Source organism: Brakhagea slesvicensis (genome assembly GCF_052161625.1).
In the GTDB taxonomy this organism is placed as follows: domain Bacteria; phylum Planctomycetota; class Planctomycetia; order Pirellulales; family Pirellulaceae; genus JBKCUI01.
This window is the reverse complement of record NZ_CP197412.1, coordinates 4124310-4139991: the sequence shown is the minus strand read 5'-3', so window position 1 is coordinate 4139991 and position 15682 is coordinate 4124310. Positions and strand designations below refer to the sequence as shown.

Annotated in this window: 14 protein-coding genes; 10 read left to right on the top strand and 4 right to left on the bottom strand. The window is 55.0% G+C overall.

Features of this window, described 5'->3' with window-relative positions; genetic code table 11:
• Positions 1-16: 16 nt before the first annotated feature.
• The 4 genes from SH467x_RS15675 to mscL form a co-directional block, all read right to left on the bottom strand.
• Positions 17-748: a class I SAM-dependent methyltransferase gene (locus tag SH467x_RS15675; RefSeq protein WP_482368049.1), complete on the bottom strand. Its 732-nt coding sequence runs from the start codon at positions 746-748 to the stop codon at positions 17-19.
• On the bottom strand, positions 738-1556 hold the full coding sequence (locus SH467x_RS15670) for a lysophospholipid acyltransferase family protein (RefSeq protein ID WP_482368048.1): 819 nt from the start codon (positions 1554-1556) through the stop codon (positions 738-740). Before SH467x_RS15670 ends, SH467x_RS15675 begins: the two co-directional genes overlap by 11 nt.
• Positions 1553-2179 carry an NAD(P)H-dependent oxidoreductase gene (locus SH467x_RS15665; RefSeq protein ID WP_482368047.1) on the bottom strand — a complete coding sequence of 209 codons (627 nt, stop codon included), beginning with the start codon at positions 2177-2179 and terminating at the stop codon, positions 1553-1555. The genes SH467x_RS15670 and SH467x_RS15665 overlap by 4 nt, the downstream gene beginning before the upstream one ends.
• Before the next feature lie 120 nt (positions 2180-2299).
• The gene (mscL, locus tag SH467x_RS15660) at positions 2300-2791 is read right to left on the bottom strand and encodes a large conductance mechanosensitive channel protein MscL (RefSeq protein ID WP_482368046.1); all 492 of its coding nucleotides are present in this window, start codon (positions 2789-2791) and stop codon (positions 2300-2302) included.
• Between the two features lie 235 nt (positions 2792-3026).
• Here mscL and SH467x_RS15655 point away from each other — a divergent pair, with 235 nt between their 5' ends.
• The 10 genes from SH467x_RS15655 to SH467x_RS15610 all read left to right on the top strand — a co-directional run bounded on the left by SH467x_RS15655 (position 3027) and on the right by SH467x_RS15610 (position 15674).
• Positions 3027-4916 carry a tetratricopeptide repeat protein gene (locus SH467x_RS15655; RefSeq protein WP_482368045.1) on the top strand — a complete coding sequence of 630 codons (1890 nt, stop codon included), beginning with the start codon at positions 3027-3029 and terminating at the stop codon, positions 4914-4916.
• On the top strand, positions 4913-5968 hold the full coding sequence (locus SH467x_RS15650; RefSeq protein WP_482368044.1) for a MotA/TolQ/ExbB proton channel family protein: 1056 nt from the start codon (positions 4913-4915) through the stop codon (positions 5966-5968). Before SH467x_RS15655 ends, SH467x_RS15650 begins: the two co-directional genes overlap by 4 nt.
• A 14-nt stretch (positions 5969-5982) precedes the next feature.
• Positions 5983-6417, top strand: a complete 435-nt coding sequence (locus SH467x_RS15645; protein WP_482368043.1) for an ExbD/TolR family protein — start codon at positions 5983-5985, stop codon at positions 6415-6417.
• A gap of 3 nt (positions 6418-6420) precedes the next feature.
• Positions 6421-8424, top strand: a complete 2004-nt coding sequence (locus tag SH467x_RS15640; protein ID WP_482368042.1) for a prenyltransferase/squalene oxidase repeat-containing protein — start codon at positions 6421-6423, stop codon at positions 8422-8424.
• A gap of 125 nt (positions 8425-8549) precedes the next feature.
• Complete coding sequence (locus SH467x_RS15635) at positions 8550-9308, top strand: creatininase family protein (protein WP_482368041.1); 759 nt, start codon at positions 8550-8552, stop codon at positions 9306-9308.
• Positions 9305-10567, top strand: a complete 1263-nt coding sequence (locus tag SH467x_RS15630; protein ID WP_482368040.1) for an MFS transporter — start codon at positions 9305-9307, stop codon at positions 10565-10567. Before SH467x_RS15635 ends, SH467x_RS15630 begins: the two co-directional genes overlap by 4 nt.
• Positions 10542-11825 carry a hypothetical protein gene (locus SH467x_RS15625; protein ID WP_482368039.1) on the top strand — a complete coding sequence of 428 codons (1284 nt, stop codon included), beginning with the start codon at positions 10542-10544 and terminating at the stop codon, positions 11823-11825. Before SH467x_RS15630 ends, SH467x_RS15625 begins: the two co-directional genes overlap by 26 nt.
• A 323-nt stretch (positions 11826-12148) precedes the next feature.
• Positions 12149-13507 carry a hypothetical protein gene (locus tag SH467x_RS15620; RefSeq protein ID WP_482368038.1) on the top strand — a complete coding sequence of 453 codons (1359 nt, stop codon included), beginning with the start codon at positions 12149-12151 and terminating at the stop codon, positions 13505-13507.
• Between the two features lie 419 nt (positions 13508-13926).
• On the top strand, positions 13927-14088 hold the full coding sequence (locus SH467x_RS15615) for a hypothetical protein (protein ID WP_482368037.1): 162 nt from the start codon (positions 13927-13929) through the stop codon (positions 14086-14088).
• 74 nt (positions 14089-14162) lie between these two features.
• Positions 14163-15674, top strand: coding sequence for an RHS repeat domain-containing protein (locus SH467x_RS15610; protein WP_482368036.1), 1512 nt, complete (start codon positions 14163-14165; stop codon positions 15672-15674).
• Positions 15675-15682: the final 8 nt, after the last annotated feature.

Below are 15682 nucleotides of genomic sequence, written 5' to 3'. Positions count from 1 at the left end.
AAAAGCGTCTGACATGCTAGAACGGTCGAGGACGACCGTTCGACGGCTTCGTAGCCAAGATCCCGTATTGCGCTCCCAGCGGGAACCGAGACAACCATGGCTCAAGCACTCGAAGCCCTTTTAACAACCTCGGGAAGTAAAAAGCACTTCGGCTAACTCGAATCCGAAACCCAGCTTGCTCGATGAGCCGTTTCGATTCGAGAACACTCAAACAAATTGCTTCTCGATCAAAGGGAATGCGGTGCATCACCCAACGCGTACCAGGATTCCACGGATTGTTTTCCCAATACGCGAAACAACCACCCGGCGTTAACCGTTCGTAAATCCACCGCAACGCATCAAGCCTGGCATCGGGTGGGATGTGATGAAACACTCCGTTGCAGAAGGCGAAATCGACAAACAGATCACGCCTCCAGTTTTCTGGAGCACACCATTCTACCCTTGCGTCGGATAACTTCTGTGCAGCAATTTGTAACGAAGCCTTTGAAGGGTCGACTCCGATGACGCGTCTGCACTCGAGTGTGCTTAACAAATAGGGAACGCTATTCCCTGTTCCGCACCCGAAATCCATAGCGAGGGATGGCGTGAATCCGAATCGTCGCAGATTTTGCCGCGTTATTTCGATTCGAGCCGATGCGAAGTAGTCGGATGATTCCCCAGAGAGAGCAATTCCTTTGGCGAGTGCTTCCTCGTATTCCGCAGCGTAGGAATCGAAGCTAGGGTGGGTGGGTGGGTCGCTAGAATCCATTGCGAGGCCTTGGCAATCGGGCGGAATGTCTTGGATCGAAGCGTTTGCCTTGCACCCAAGCAGCCCAACTGCGAGCAAAGTCATACCAGTTCAAACGCTGCGGCCGATTGGGTATCAGATATCCGAATTGATTCGGATCGCGGCGAATGACCAAATCCGCCAACTCCTTTTGATTCTGCCGAAACGGTTGCAGGATCGCGTCATTCCACTCCCCTTTCGATTTCAATCCCCCGATATCGACTCGTAAGGGGGTACCGAATCGGATGAACACATGGGGGCGGGCATCATCCCAAAACGGATACTCAATGGCGAGCGGAAGAAAGACCGTCCTCTCAACCTTCGTCGCTAAATGGGCCAGACCCGGCATGAGAGGTTGGCTCAGATCGCGTACATCGCAGAACCGTCCTTCTGGGGTAATCCAAATGGACGTATTAGGCATCGCGAGAATCGCCTTGCTCGTCGATAGGAAATGGTGGGCACCAGAGAAACTTTGAAGCTGTACACCATAGAAGCCCATCTTTTTCAGAACGGCATAGTTTTCGAGTTGCTCGGCATCGATCGGTGCGTAGAAGGTTCTCTCTGGCATCAAGGCTTGGCGAAGGAGCATTGCCACGATTGGATCCCACCAACTGGCGTGGTTGGCGCAGACCACCAAAGCGTCGTTGGGATCGATCTCGGTCAATACCTGATCGGTCGCCCAGCCAAACGAACTGAACTGTTTGCGCACCATACCGCGCGCGTACCAACAAAATCCATCGACGAGCCACTTCTGGGAAGCGGGAACCGTTGGCAAGTGGTGGCGACTCATGCGCGGTACTCGATCACGAGCTGTCGAGCGAAGCGAACTTTCTTAGCCAACGCATACTTATCGTCGGAATGCCGATACCCAAGGGCACAGCCGACGACCGTTCCATAAAGCGACCCGTCTAAGCCGAGAATCCGATCATATTCGGAGCGCACAATCCCCTCCATCGGGCAAGCGTCGATACGCATCGAGGCTGCAACCGCCATCACTTGTCCGAGTGCGATGTAAACCTGGTTCGTTGCCCATTCAAAGTGCTTACCTTCCTGGTTCTTAAGAAAGCCGAGCAAGACCTGTCGGTACATAGCGAGGGTATCCATGCCGACACCTCGGCCATCGCATACGGATTGCAGGAACGCATCGACGTACTCCTCGGTTACCTCTCTTAATGCTGCGAAGGCAATCATGTGAGAGCAATCGCGAGGCTGCGTTTGGTTCCAAGAGGCACCTTGCAGCTGCGCCTTGATTTCCGGGGAAGTGATGACGATGAATTTCCATGGTTGCAATCCAAAGGAGCTTGGAGTGAGAACCAAGCTCTCCTCGATCTCTTCCCATTGCTCGCTCGGAATCTTTCTGGTCGCATCAAACTGTTTGACCGCATAACGCCAATGCAGGCTCGTGTTCCCCATTCCAATCCCCCGTATAAATTCCCATTACTCTGTGTCTGGTCGCAGGCGGCAGGGCGATGGCAGCCAGGAAATCTGTGCAAAACCCAGCCCGATCCCCCGGAACGAATTACTCGGCGCGAATTACTCGGCGCGGCGAGGTGCTGACTTGGCGAGCGCATCTCGGATTTCGCGGAGCAAAAGAACATCTTCCGGGGTTGCCGCCGGTGCCGCTTCTTCCTTTCTCTTCATACGATTCATCAACTGGATCACCATGAACAAGGCGAACGCGATGATGATGAATTCGAATGTTGTTTGGATGAATGGCCCGTACTTGAGAATATCCGGGTCGGTCAAGTTCATGACAGCATTGCCGTTCGCATCGAGCTCAGGTGTCCCATCTTTCTTTAAGACAGGAAGCTCTATCTTTCCACCAGTCAAATGGGAGTACTTCAACGACAACCCGTTGAAATTCACACCGCTTTTCGCCGTGATCAAGTTCAGTGGAGTCATGAACACATTTTCGACGAGCGAGTTGATGATCTTTCCAAACGCGCCGCCGATGACAACGCCGACCGCTAAATCGATTACGTTGCCGCGCATCGCAAACGCTTTGAATTCTTGAAAAAGACCCATCTGAGGAACTCCTGCCGTTGCCTAAAAGAATGAAAAGGAATGATGCCGCCAAGCTTACAGGATTTTCCGGAAATTGGGAGCAACCGAATTCTCCCCTTGAAACGCTCGGTGGTTATTTCGTATCGACAGAGGAATTCGCACGCCGGAATTCGCACGTCGGAAGTCGGAGGCCGCCGAACCGCAACTCCGAGCCCCCCCACACTTCGTATCCTTCGCACATTATCGTTTCCGCCCCATGAACTCGAACCAGCAGGACAGAAATTCGGTGCTAGCGATTTTCGCTTGCTGCCTGCTCGTGCTTTTCCCTAGCCGCTTCTCAAGTGGGGAGGAACCCCTCGCGCGCCCCTCCGAAGTCGCGTTGACATTCCAACGAGCGACCGAAGCCTTTGCTCAGAAAGACTTTGCCAGTGCCAAGCAAGAATTCTTGACGGTCGCTCGGGCCACGCCAAACTCCGAGCTTGCGATTCAAGCAGAGTATTTCGCCGCACTAGCAGGATGGAACCTCGATCCCTCGGACCCAAGTGCTTCCGAGATCCAGCGCTGGCTCGAACATGCGTCCACCTTTGAAACGCAAACACGCTCAAGTGGCAAGACAATCGTTTCTCCCTCCTGGGACCGCTGGGTGGAGGCTGCCCATCTGCTATTGGCCAAGTACGACCTTTCGAAGGGATCGACGCGCGAGGCGGAGCGACGGCTTCGGCAGCTTTCTCGCAACTCGACCGATGCAAAGGGAACCGACTCTCGCACCTCGGAAGCTTGGCCGACGCAAAGTCCATGCTCTCCCCACGTTTGGCTCGAACTCGGGAGCTTGCTCTGCCGCGAAAATCCATCCTCCGACGAAGCGTTGGAGTGCTTCGCTAAAGCAATCGAGGCTTGTCAACAACAGTCCAGTCCATCGCATCAACTCCTCCAAACCCTCGCCTCTTGGAACGCAATCGAATGTGTTGCCGCAAAAAATCAATGGCAGGAAGTGTGTGATCGACTAAAGGAGTTCGCCCAACAGGATCCTTCGTCGGAATTCCGCATTCGAGCCAAGCTGTTGGAGATCACCGCAAAGAAGAAGCTTTCCCAGGCGGTCGATGTTGCGAAAGAACTCGAGCCAATCGTGGATTTGGCACTAGCCGGAAACATCCCTGCACAACTCCTCTATGATCTGGGGGTCGCGTTTGCGGATGCTGGGTCGAGCGACTCATCGGAAGCCGTCTTTCTGGAGTTGATCCAACGGTATCCAGAAACGGGGATAAGCATCGAAGCGAGACTCCGATTGGCTCGCGATTATGCCCAGTCCAATCGCTGGGACCAGGCGATCAAACTGTCCGAGGAAGCCACTGAGCTAGGGTGCCCCGATTCTTGGAAGGCGTTCGCGTGGTACATCCGAGCCAAAGGGCATGCGCTCGCCCTCGAAAACAAGGAGGCGATTCAATGCTTCGAGCGAGGACTTGACGAAGGGAAGCTAACCGTCGAACTGGAAATCACTTTGCGCGTGGAATTGCTGGAACTCCTCTATCGATCCGAGCAATGGTCGAAAATCGGCCCCCACGCAGAATGGCTGCTGGCATTCTCCGAGAAAGAACCAACTCCCCCTACCTGGCTACCACTGGTCATGCTTCGACAGGCCGAAACGCTAGCGAACCGCAATGCTTGGCAGGAAGCCGAATCGATGGTTTCAACGCTTTGTCGCGATTTTCCCAAATGGAAGAAAGCCGACGAAGCCGATTACCTCTTAGCGCGGTGTTGTATTGCCAGGGCCGATTTCCAGGGTGCGAGAGAGCGACTCGATCGAATTGCGATTGCGTCGAGCAACTCAAACGCAACGCTTTTGGCTCGAGCGGGGTGGATGGCAGGCGAAACGTTCATGATGCAGCGTCGGTATGCCGAAGCTGCCGCGAGCTATCAACGCGTTCTATCCATTCCTGGTGAAGAACACTGGCATGCGGCCAGCGTGTTGCAATTGGGCGTCTGCGCAGAAATGAGCCAAGATCCCAATGCGGCGGTCGAATGGTATCGACGAGTGCAGGAAAGATACCCCGAGTCTCCATTTGCTAAGACGGCCAGCGAACGTCTGAGCGATTTGATGACCAAGGCCAAACAAGCAGAGCGAATCGGTTCAGGGAAGAAGCGATGAGTTTGCATATCAGGATGATAATGAACAAATCGATGAGCTTGGGGATACTCTGCATTTGCACCGCCATCGCTTCTACCGCGACAGGGCAATCCCCAGGTGGGCCCGGCACCGCCTACCCTGGATCCCCGTACCCCGGCTCCACCGTTGGGAACATGCCGCAGATCCGGCAGAGCTTCTACAACACTCCTGCGCAGACCCCCACCGCCAATTCAAATAGTTTTAGTCCAGCGGGCAACGCCTCAAGCAACCCTGGCTGGGTGAACGGCCCTGATGCTCGGCTCGCGGCCAATCCCAATTCCACATCGGGTGCACCGGTGGGAGCACCGATGGGCACACCGACGGACGAAACGGCAGGAAACGCTGAGGGCAAGATCCCGGTACGAAGCCTGCTTCAAATGTTCCACGATGGAGGGATCATGATGTACCCCATCGCCCTCTGCTCGTTTGTATTGATGGTCTTTTCGTTCGAGCGATTTATCTCGCTTCGAACCGGTCGGGTCATACCTCGTCCTTTTGTGAAACGCTTGATCGAGCAGCTTCAGCAACAGCAGATCGACCGCGACGAAGCTCTCGAACTGTGCGAGCGCAATCCGAGTTCGATCGCTACCTTGCTCGCTGCCGCCGTAAAACGTTATGGCCGCCCCGCTGTGGAGATCGAGCAAGCCGTCTTGGATGCAGGTGAGCGGGAAAGCAATAGCCTGCGACGCCACATGCGATTGCTCAATGCGATCAGCAATGTTGCGCCTCTCCTTGGACTTCTGGGTACGGTCATGGGGATGATCCAATCGTTCAATGACATCTCAGGTTCGCAAGCGATGGGGCGACCGGAAATGCTGGCAGGGGGGATCAGCGAAGCGTTGCTGACGACTGCGGCAGGACTTCTGGTCGCGATTCCCGCTTATTTAATGTATATGTATTTCCTCGGTCACACGGACCGTTTGATCTCCGAGATGGATATGCACTCCCAACGCTTGGTCGATGCGATCAGTGCAGAGGGCTTGCAAGAAAGTGATTCCTCGCGCGGTCGAACTCGTTCGCGCAAAGCCGCTTGATAGAAGGAATTGCTATGCCGCTTAAATTAAGTCAGGAAGAGCTTCCGTCCATCAATCTCACAAGCATGATCGACGTCCTTTTTTTGCTATTGATCTTCTTCATGGTGGGGACGCGATTTTCAGAAAACGAAGGGTCGATCGAAATCCACTTGCCCAAAGTGGCCAATGGCGGCGCTATGATGACGGCCCCACAAGGAAAAGTCGTCGCGCTCCAAAGCGATGGTGGAATCCGTTTCGACGGCACGCCCCTCTCCCTCTCGCAACTGGAATACGCGTTGCTGGAAGCGACTCGAAATTACCCCGATTTAAAAGTGGAATTTGAGGCAGACGGTCATTGCTCCCATCAAATGGTCTGCGAAGTACTGGCAACAATTCAGAAAACAGGAAATAAGAACTTGAACCTGCGTTATGCCAGCAGCCAAATGCCTAGCGCATCGATGCAGCGGTAAATCATGACCCCCATCCATCCAACGGCAGCACTCCAGCTCGCAGCGATCGGAGACATTTCGACGAGCCGCTGGTGGGCTATCGTATTAGGATGCCTCTTCGCGTTGGTGGCCCTAACTCTCCTTGTTGCCTCTTGGACCCGATGGGGACAGACCAAATCGCTGACGAAGTGCATTGCGTTGGCATTTCTTGCCCACGTTTGGCTGTTGATGTATGCCTACGGTACTCGAGTCATCAGCCCAGGGGCAGGGGGTGGTTACGGCGGTGGTACGTATCGCCCCGGCGTCGTCCAAATGACCTTGGAAGCGAACACGACTCCTACTCCCGCCTCACCTTCTCCAGCGTCACCATCTCCAGAACTTCAACCCCCCGAGGTACCCGCATCGCCTTCCGAACAATCACCATCCCAAAGTCCAAGCGATTCTGCGGACCACGAGCCTGAGATTCGACCTTGGGAGGCTCCTCTGACATCCGTCGAGGCGGAAACTTCACCCAACGCGGTAGCAGACCTGCCGCTTCCCGAACTCCCCGCCCCCGAACCGTTGGCCGCCTCCCCTACCGATAATCCAAGCCTCGCGGCCGCCCTTCCAACGCTTGAGCCAGACACCGCTGCGCTGGCAGAGTTCTTATCCGAACAAGCAGCTGCCCCTGCGGTGGGTGAATCAACCAAGGCGGAGGAAATACTCCCTACTACCCGACTGCCAGATCGGGGCTCCCAAACGATTCCATCGGTTCCGTCCGCGGGACTTGCAGTCGCCCCACGAATGCAGTCCACCTCTTCGCCCCCCTCGTCGGCGAGTCAGTCTTCCTATCAAAATCGATTCGCTCCCAATCGCATGGATATCGTGCGCGCGGGTGGGGGGGATGAAAACACCGAAGCGGCTGTTCAGAACGCATTGGATTGGTTGTCGCGCGCCCAAGGCCCCGATGGGGGATGGAATGCCGCGGAGCATGGAGGGGGCAACCCCATCATGATCGGTCGTGCAGGACCGGATGGAGAGATCCGACAGAACGCCGGTGTTCGCGCCAACACCGCCATGACGGGCCTTGCGATTCTCGCATTCTTGGGGGCAGGGCATCACCATCTCGATGGCCCTTATGCGCCCACCGTTCATGCAGGGCTTCGATACCTCCTCGGTCAACAACTCCCCTCGGGCGATATGTCAGGGAGGGACCAAGTAGGTCGCGAGGACGCGGTTCGATTCGCTCGCATGTACAGCCATGGCATGGCGTCGCTCGCCGTCGCCGAGGCCTATGCGATTACTCAGGACCCCCAACTTCTGCCTGCCACTCGACTAGCATGCCAGTACTCGATTCGAGCCATGAATCCTCGATCGGGTGGATGGCGTTACGAGTATCCTACGGACGATCCGGGAGACACAAGTCAGTTCGGTTGGCAGGCCATGTTGCTACATAGCGCCTCGCAAGCCAACGCGTTTGACATCGGTGCCGACTCGCGATCGAAAATGCTTCGCTTCCTCGATTCGGTGTCGGCGGGACAAGATGGTGGTCTGGCAACATACCGACCTCGCGTTGGGAATTTCAACAATGCCGAGCAAGCGACCCCGTCCATGACGGCCGAAGCGACGGCGTCGCGCTTATTACTGGGGTATCCCATACGGCCCGGAGCAGCCCACGAAGCTCAGCGAATGCTTCTGTCCAATCCACCTGGCCGCGGGCAAGACAATTTCTACTACTGGTACTACGCTACCCTCGCCATGTATCAATTGCGGTCGACATCGGGAAACTCAATGGATGCCGCCATCTTCGAATCCGCTTGGAAAAGCTGGAACGATGCACTCAAATTCCGTTTGTGCACCACTCAAATTGCGGAGGGACCTGCGAAAGGTTCTTGGAATCCTAGCTGCGTGTGGGGCGCATATGGGGGGCGAGTTTACACCACGGCTTTGGGTTGCCTGAGCTTGGAAGTCTACTATCGTTACCTTCCTATCTACCGCAGTCAGATAGCGAGCCAACCGTGGGTTCCTGATGCCTCGCTCCGCAAATAACGACACTTCAGCAGCCCCTGTCGTATTAGGCAAACTCACTTTTTTGCCCATCTCACCCTGTCCCGGTTGGGAATCGAGTAGAATGGGGCGCGATTGCCCCACCCTCCCCATTCCCACCTGCCTGTATGCTTTTTGCGAATCAGTCTTGGCCTTCGCTTAAGAAGGTTTCTCGCGACACACCGATCATTTTGCCGGTCGCAGCAATCGAACAACACGGACATCACTTGCCCGTCGGTACCGACACGATGCTACTGACTGCGATCGTCCAACGCATCGAACAGTCGCTTTCGGAAAAAGTTCTCATTGCACCGGTGCAATGGCTTGGTAACTCCCACCACCATTTGGATTTTGGCGGAACCCTTTCGGCCGATCCACGCAATTATCTCGACATGCTTCGATCGTTGGTAAACAACGTGGTCATGGCGGGATTCCGTCGGATCGTCATTATCAATGGTCACGGTGGAAACGATGTTCCAGCAAAACAGGCTTTATTTGAGATACGACAGGAATTGCGAACTCGCAGCGACCTTTTGTTGCTGATGACGACCTATTGGTCCCTCGGTTCGGAACCTTGGGTAGACTTTCCATACATTCACCAGCGCGACATGGGACACGCCTGCGAATGGGAAACGTCGATGATTCTCGCGCTGCATCCCGACTTGGTAGGTGATTACCAATCGGCTGCACCGGTGGATCCAGGCAATGCATTTCGCCCTGGCTATCGCGCTTGGACTACCCCCGATCGAAGCAAACCGGGGCACATTGGCTGGCCCCACTTGGCGACACGTGAAAAAGGAGAGCACTTGCTGCAATGCTTCAGCCGCGATGTCGTGCAATGGCTTGAACGCGTGATCGATTGGGATGGTCAATCATGGGATGGATGAGTTCAAAGGATGGCGATGCACCTGCGGGGAAGCTTTCCAAACAAGTTGTCGTGATCTGTTTGTTTTTGTTGTTCGCATCGGCGATCAACTACATGGATCGACAAACCCTTGCATCCGTTGCAACTCGCATTACGACGGAACTCGGCTTGACCGAAAAGCAATACGGCGGTGTCGAAGCCAGCTTTGGATGGGGGTTCGCCCTGGGCTCCCTTGTCTTCGGTTTCCTTGTCGATAGTTTGCCCATTCGGTTCATGTATCCGATGGCCATTTTGCTTTGGTCCGCGGTGGGATTCTTGACCGGCTATGTTCGAGGCTACGACGATCTATTGATCTGCCGTGGACTGCTTGGATTTTTCGAGGCGGCGCATTGGCCATGCGGGCTGAAGACGACACAAGCCCTTCTCACATCTCGAGGACGAGGGCTGGGAAACAGCGTGCTACAAAGCGGTACTTCGATCGGAGCCTTCGCAACGCCATTGCTCATGCTTTGGCTGTTGACTCCGACGCCCGGTAGTTGGCGTATCGGCTTTCAAGTGATTGGGGCTGCCGGGATAGTTTGGATTGCGGCTTGGTTTGCACTCGTTCGAGATACGGATTTGCGATCATCTCGGAGCGAACAGACTTCTATTGGCAAGCCTCGCGCTTGGTGGCGCGACGTCTTCTGTTGGAAGCTGTTCGTACTCTTGCTCGTCCTACTTGCTATCAATACGACTTGGCAAATCCTCCGGGCTTGGCTTCCCAAGGTACTGCAACAGCAGATTGGTTACAGCGAGACCGAAACGCTCGTTTTCACTTCTGCCTGGTACCTGGTGACCGATATTGGGTGCATCGGAGCGGGAGCGATGGCATTTGCATTGGCTAGTCGAGGATGGAGTATCAAGGCCTCACGCACCGCGACCGTGGCGGTTTGCTCCCTCGCATGCGCCCTCGTTGCCTGTGTTCCTTGGATCCCAAAAGGACCGCTGCTCCTAGCGGTATTGCTGGTTGCGGGCGCGGGAGCCTTGGGCCTCTTCCCGATGTATTACGCGTTCTCGCAAGACATTTCGAGGAGCCATCAAGGAAAAGTGACCGGCATTACCGGCATTCTCGCGTGGGCTTTCTCGGGTGTTGCGCAAATGGCTTTTGGCAGTTCAGCCGATGCAACCCAAAGCTTTAGCACTGGATTGATCGTCGTCGGACTCTTACCACTCTTTGCAACTTTGAGTTTAGTTTTCTTTTGGCCGGGAGACCATCATGAATCCAATTTGGAATCGTCGTGAGTTTATTGCAACTGCAGCCGCGTTCTCGGGTGCAACGATTGGTTTGCAATCCCTGCTAACAGCGGAAGACGGTAAGCCGCGAAAACGCATTGCGTTTCTCGGGACCGAGGTGCGCACTCATTCGCATGCCCAGCATTTCCTCGATCGCCACGCGATGGGATACACCTGGGGCGGGAAATGGCAGAAACCGCGATTTGATATCGCCTCGGTTTACATCGACCAACATCCCGAGGGGGATTTAGCACCTGAACGGATCGCCAAGTACGGATTGAAAGATTACCCGACGATCGAGGAGGCGCTGACCTTGGGGACGTCCAAGCTCGCCGTCGATGGCGTGGTGATCATCGCCGAGCATGGCAAGTATCCTGATAACGAGAAGGGGCAAAAACGATACCCGCGATACGAATGGTTCAAACGGGTCGTGAAGGTCTTTGAGGATTCTGGAATGAGCGTTCCGGTTTTTAATGACAAACATCTATCGACGGTGTGGAGCGAATGCCGCGAGATCGTCGATGACTCCAAGCGATTAGGCTTTCCCTTTTTATCGGGCTCCTCCCTTCCAGTGACGTGGCGAATGCCTTCGATCGACATGCCGCTCGATACGCCGCTTCGGGAAAGCGTCTGTGTCTGCTATGGCGGTGTCGACAGCTACGATATCCATGGATTGGAGACGGCCCAATGCATGTCCGAGAGGCGAAAAGGTGGCGAGGTCGGTGTGCGCTCGGTGCAGGCGTTGCGAGACGAATCGCTTTGGCAGGTCTTGTCAGGGGCAGCTTATGAGGACACTCGCAAACTGATTGTTTCCGCGTTGACTCGAAGCCACAATCTCCCGGTAGAGACAGGCTACCCAACCGCTCCGGTCGACTGGGACTGGGCGGTCAAGACGCTAGCCAAATCGATCGGCTATATCGTCGAGCATAGGGACGGGTTCCGAACCACGCTCCTATTAGCTCCAATCCGGGACTTCAATTACGCTGGTATGCGATCTGATAACGGTGAAATCATTTCCTGCCAAATGTACCTGCCGATGCCGACCCATGGCTCGACCACGGCAGACTTTTTCAATCCATTGGCCAACCATATCGAAAACTTGATTGTCGATGGAAAGACACCTTATCCTGTTGAACGAACGCTGCTCACCTCCGGCATGGTGATCGCCGGCGTCGAATCCCTTTATCAAAAAGGGAAAACGATTGAAACTCCCGAGCTTTCCGTTGCCTACCGAGCCCATCCCGAATCCGCCTACTGGCGCGTCTAGCAGCTCTCGCGACGAAAGATCTAGCCACACAGCGAAGCCCAAAATCCGGGTTCGACCTGACTCGCTTTGCTCGGCCCACTGTCGATGCGACAGGGACTGCCTTTCTTCTTGGCGGACTTGGCGCCTTGGCGCGAAACCTCTTCCTTCCTGCGAACCTAGGCAAACTGCGTCGAGTTTGCTTGATTTACCGAAAGCACTGAGGATTCCGGCGGTAACGTCTCGATAACTTGTTCCGGGTAGCATCATCGACTACCCCGTCGTCAACGTGCAGCCCCAGGAGTGCTGCATGCGGGAACACCAGCCTCGAGCGGTACGGGATCATTATGAAATCAGCCAAGTTGCAACAAGAACGCCGACGTGAATGGACGCGAATGGTCCGGTCCTTGACCGTCGCATGCACCATGTGGTTTGCCAGTCCCGTCGATTCGAATGCCGTTGCCCATGAACCAACTTGCGGTTGCGAGACGAGCCCTGTTTGCGATGGAGGATGTGGACACACCCATCGCAAAAAACCGAAGTCGCTTTCCTTCGCTGAGAAGATTCTCAAGCACTTCGACCATATCGGCGACAACATTGAAGCCGAGTCCCGTTATCAACGGTCACGAGGCTTAACGGTATATCACAGCCAACCCCACTGCGGTGTCGAGGCTAGCTGTGGTGTGGAAGCTAGCTGTGGTGTCGAGACGGCCCCCTCCTGTGGTTGCGAATCGATGCTTCGTGCAGGCTGCGACTGCCCATCTTGCGCGGCACAATTGCCGATGGTTTATGCACATTCCCTTCCTGCGCAGCCGTTTGCAAGTGCACACGCGTACCCTCCGCCAGTTCGCCAGCTTGCCCCCAGCACGCCGATGCATCCAAGTGTTCCGATAGAGAAGCAAGCGATCGGAAAGATCAGCGATAAATCCTCCAGCCGCACCACAGCGCAGTCGCAACTCCCCGCACAACTCCCCGCACAACTTCCCGTCCGAAAAACCGACCCCACCCCCACGCCCGAAGAGCCTCTGTCAGAGCCTCTATCAAAGCCATCTGCACGAGCCGTGCCAATGCCCCCTGCATCGAACGAACCAATAGATGCACCGAAGCCTATCCTTGAGAAACCTGCACCGAGTCCTCCGAATTCCAGTTCGTCGCGATTAGAGAAGCCGCCCGAGCCCTTCCAGCCTCGTTTTCCGAAGGCCACGATCGACGCACCGAGCCTTCGCGATATTCCGTCCGCGAACCTGCCACCCGCTGGCTTGCCCTCCTCTGGCTTGCCACCCGCAAGCTTGGCCCCCACTGGCTTGCCTTCCTCAACGGGCTTGCCTTCCTCAACAGGTGGAGATCTGCCCGATGTACTCGTCGACCCCTTCGAGGACGACGTGACTTGGCAAGGAAATCGGAGTCACATGAACGGTATCCGATTGACCGTCGGGCCAGGCAATACCAACCCAGCATTGATGCCAGCACTCGAGAAGGAACCGACCAAACTAAAAAGCGTTCCTGCTGAAGAGTTGGAAGAATCGCTTCCCATTATCCTCACTCCGGCAAGTCCGGCATCTTCAGGAAATGTGGTACCGATCTCTTTTAGCGAGCCAGTCCCTGTAATGACAAATCGCGTCCCCAAAGCAAAAGTGATTCACTTCAAATCCTCGGCGGAGATGGTTCCAAGCGTGAAACGCATAACCGTCCCTGCTGCCAAGTAACCTCGATCGCCCGGTGCAAAAACGAGATTGCATGGATAAAGGTGATTTTCCGAAGTAAAAGCCGTGGGATCGAGAGCGGTTGAGATCAGATTTGAGATCGCAAGTTGAGCAATTCTGTGAAGCAGATCTTTCGTAACGCGGTACTCTTAGAACGACTGATCGATCCGGTCTCGAACTCCGTAAGCCCACGTTTTTAAATCAGTTGCAAAATCGACTTCTCCGAGAAAGTTCCTTATCAGGATACCCAACGAACCGATACCAATAGCGCGGTTACCAAGACGTAATACGACAAAGCTGGAAACGCGATCAAGCAAACCGATGCCAAGAACAAGCACACTTACATCACCTTCGATGCGCGAGGGCGTAGGAAGTCGACCACCGATCGGATTAGCGCAGTCACGTCGTTCATCTACACAGCCTTGGGACAATTAGCCTCCCTGACCGATACGGTCACCTACACGTTGGACCTTGCCGGGAGAATGACGACCAAGGATTACCGAACGGCAGCCCATAGCCCCACGGGAACGATCGCCGATTCGGATAACGAAATCTACCCCCCGACAAATTCTCCCCACGGCTAATGATCGTTCGGGTACAATCGAGCCCTGCTCTGTCTTCCTAATGCCTAAAGTCTAACGCCTAACGCCTTCTTCCCATGAGCAATTACGGGTTACCTTCAGCAGGCACCAGTTACGACGACGAGGACCGTCTCACCGGCTTCGCACGTGCCAGCGGAACGTTTACCCAATCGTGGAGTCTTACCAGTGTGGGTGACTGGAACAGCATCACCACCAATGGCACAGCGCAGAACCGCACCCCCCATGTCCTGCCCCACTCGCGTCACCTATTTCCTGATTGTTCCTGTTCCTTTTCTTCCTCTAGCCTCTCGCCTCCAGCCTCCGGCCTGCTCCCCGACTTCGACAACAAGCTCAAGAGCGCCGATGTGGACAACAACGGCTCGAACGATGTCACGTTCCAGTACGACGCACTGGGAAGACGCATAGCACGACAAGGAACCTCCGGTTCCTTCGTCCATGTGCAGCATGACCAGCAGACGATCGCCGATTACGGATATGGGGATGCTCCTAGCTCGCCAACGCATCGCTATGTGGTCGCTAGCTACATCGACGAACCGGTGGTGCGCAAGGCAGCTGGTACCAGCGGAACGATTCACTATCTGCAAAGAAACCAGCAGTACAGCATCACGGCAGTAACGACATCTTCGGGCTCCGTAGCGGAACGCTACGCCTACACCGCCTATGGCCAGCCAACCATCCTCGATGGTTCAGGCTCGATCCTCTCGAGTTCTGCGATCAACAATCGCTACACCTACACAGGACGTGAATGGGATCAAACGCTTGGCTTGTATCACTTCCGTGCGAGGTGGATGAGCGGGATCGCAGGAAGGTTTATGGGGAGGGATCCGATTGGCTTCTGGGGCGGGGAGGCTCTTTTGTATGGGTTCGTTGGAGAAGGTCCAACAAATGCTTGTGATCCTAGTGGGCTGCGTCGAATCCGAGGGGGAAACTCTGGATCGGGTAAAATAGGGGGCGGTAGGACTACCAACCCGTTAGGTGATTGGTTTGCTCCCGGAACCGCACCGACTTGGGAAAATCGGACTATCCTTTACTTTCCTAGGCTTCCAAGATCAAGCCCAACTCTCCCTGATTTTCCGACACCTGGAACGGGGCCGGTACTAGGGCCGATACTGGGGCCAGTGAACAATCCTAATCCACCTCTTGCGGTGCCTGAAATAGTAGCCCCTGATCGACGTCCTATACCTATATTTGACGTTGGTCCTAGAGTTCAAGATAACGAGTGTCGAAATTGTATGGAGATCGCGACGGCGATGTACCAAGCTTGCAATTTATTGACGGGTGAAGCTCGACAAAGTTGCATCGACAATGCTGATCAATTTGCGAGAGCATGTGCGAGAGTTTGTGGTGTAGTTGATCCTCCTAATCTCGGTAGAGGTCCAGATTACTGTTGGTGCTGTGAGTTTACGAACGCACTTGAGGGCAACGGTGGTACTCCTAAGAACTGCCGAATAGAGACCGTCGAGAGCTGTCATGATATGCTCCCGTTTCAAATGTACACTGACCCGCGGTCACGCGATACGGATACGACTCAGATGAAGGAAGATCCCGAAAACCCGACCTCGAGGTAGGATTGTTA

Bases quoted from the DNA above. Each gene is read 5' to 3' on its own strand.
- SH467x_RS15675 (WP_482368049.1), bottom strand. From the start codon at position 748: ATGGATTCTAGCGACCCACCCACCCACCCTAGCTTCGATTCCTACGCT.
- SH467x_RS15670 (WP_482368048.1), bottom strand. From the start codon at position 1,556: ATGAGTCGCCACCACTTGCCAACGGTTCCCGCTTCCCAGAAGTGGCTC.
- SH467x_RS15665 (WP_482368047.1), bottom strand. From the start codon at position 2,179: ATGGGGAACACGAGCCTGCATTGGCGTTATGCGGTCAAACAGTTTGAT.
- mscL (WP_482368046.1), bottom strand. From the start codon at position 2,791: ATGGGTCTTTTTCAAGAATTCAAAGCGTTTGCGATGCGCGGCAACGTA.
- SH467x_RS15655 (WP_482368045.1), top strand. From the start codon at position 3,027: ATGAACTCGAACCAGCAGGACAGAAATTCGGTGCTAGCGATTTTCGCT.
- SH467x_RS15650 (WP_482368044.1), top strand. From the start codon at position 4,913: ATGAGTTTGCATATCAGGATGATAATGAACAAATCGATGAGCTTGGGG.
- SH467x_RS15645 (WP_482368043.1), top strand. From the start codon at position 5,983: ATGCCGCTTAAATTAAGTCAGGAAGAGCTTCCGTCCATCAATCTCACA.
- SH467x_RS15640 (WP_482368042.1), top strand. From the start codon at position 6,421: ATGACCCCCATCCATCCAACGGCAGCACTCCAGCTCGCAGCGATCGGA.
- SH467x_RS15635 (WP_482368041.1), top strand. From the start codon at position 8,550: ATGCTTTTTGCGAATCAGTCTTGGCCTTCGCTTAAGAAGGTTTCTCGC.
- SH467x_RS15630 (WP_482368040.1), top strand. From the start codon at position 9,305: ATGAGTTCAAAGGATGGCGATGCACCTGCGGGGAAGCTTTCCAAACAA.
- SH467x_RS15625 (WP_482368039.1), top strand. From the start codon at position 10,542: ATGAATCCAATTTGGAATCGTCGTGAGTTTATTGCAACTGCAGCCGCG.
- SH467x_RS15620 (WP_482368038.1), top strand. From the start codon at position 12,149: ATGAAATCAGCCAAGTTGCAACAAGAACGCCGACGTGAATGGACGCGA.
- SH467x_RS15610 (WP_482368036.1), top strand. From the start codon at position 14,163: ATGAGCAATTACGGGTTACCTTCAGCAGGCACCAGTTACGACGACGAG.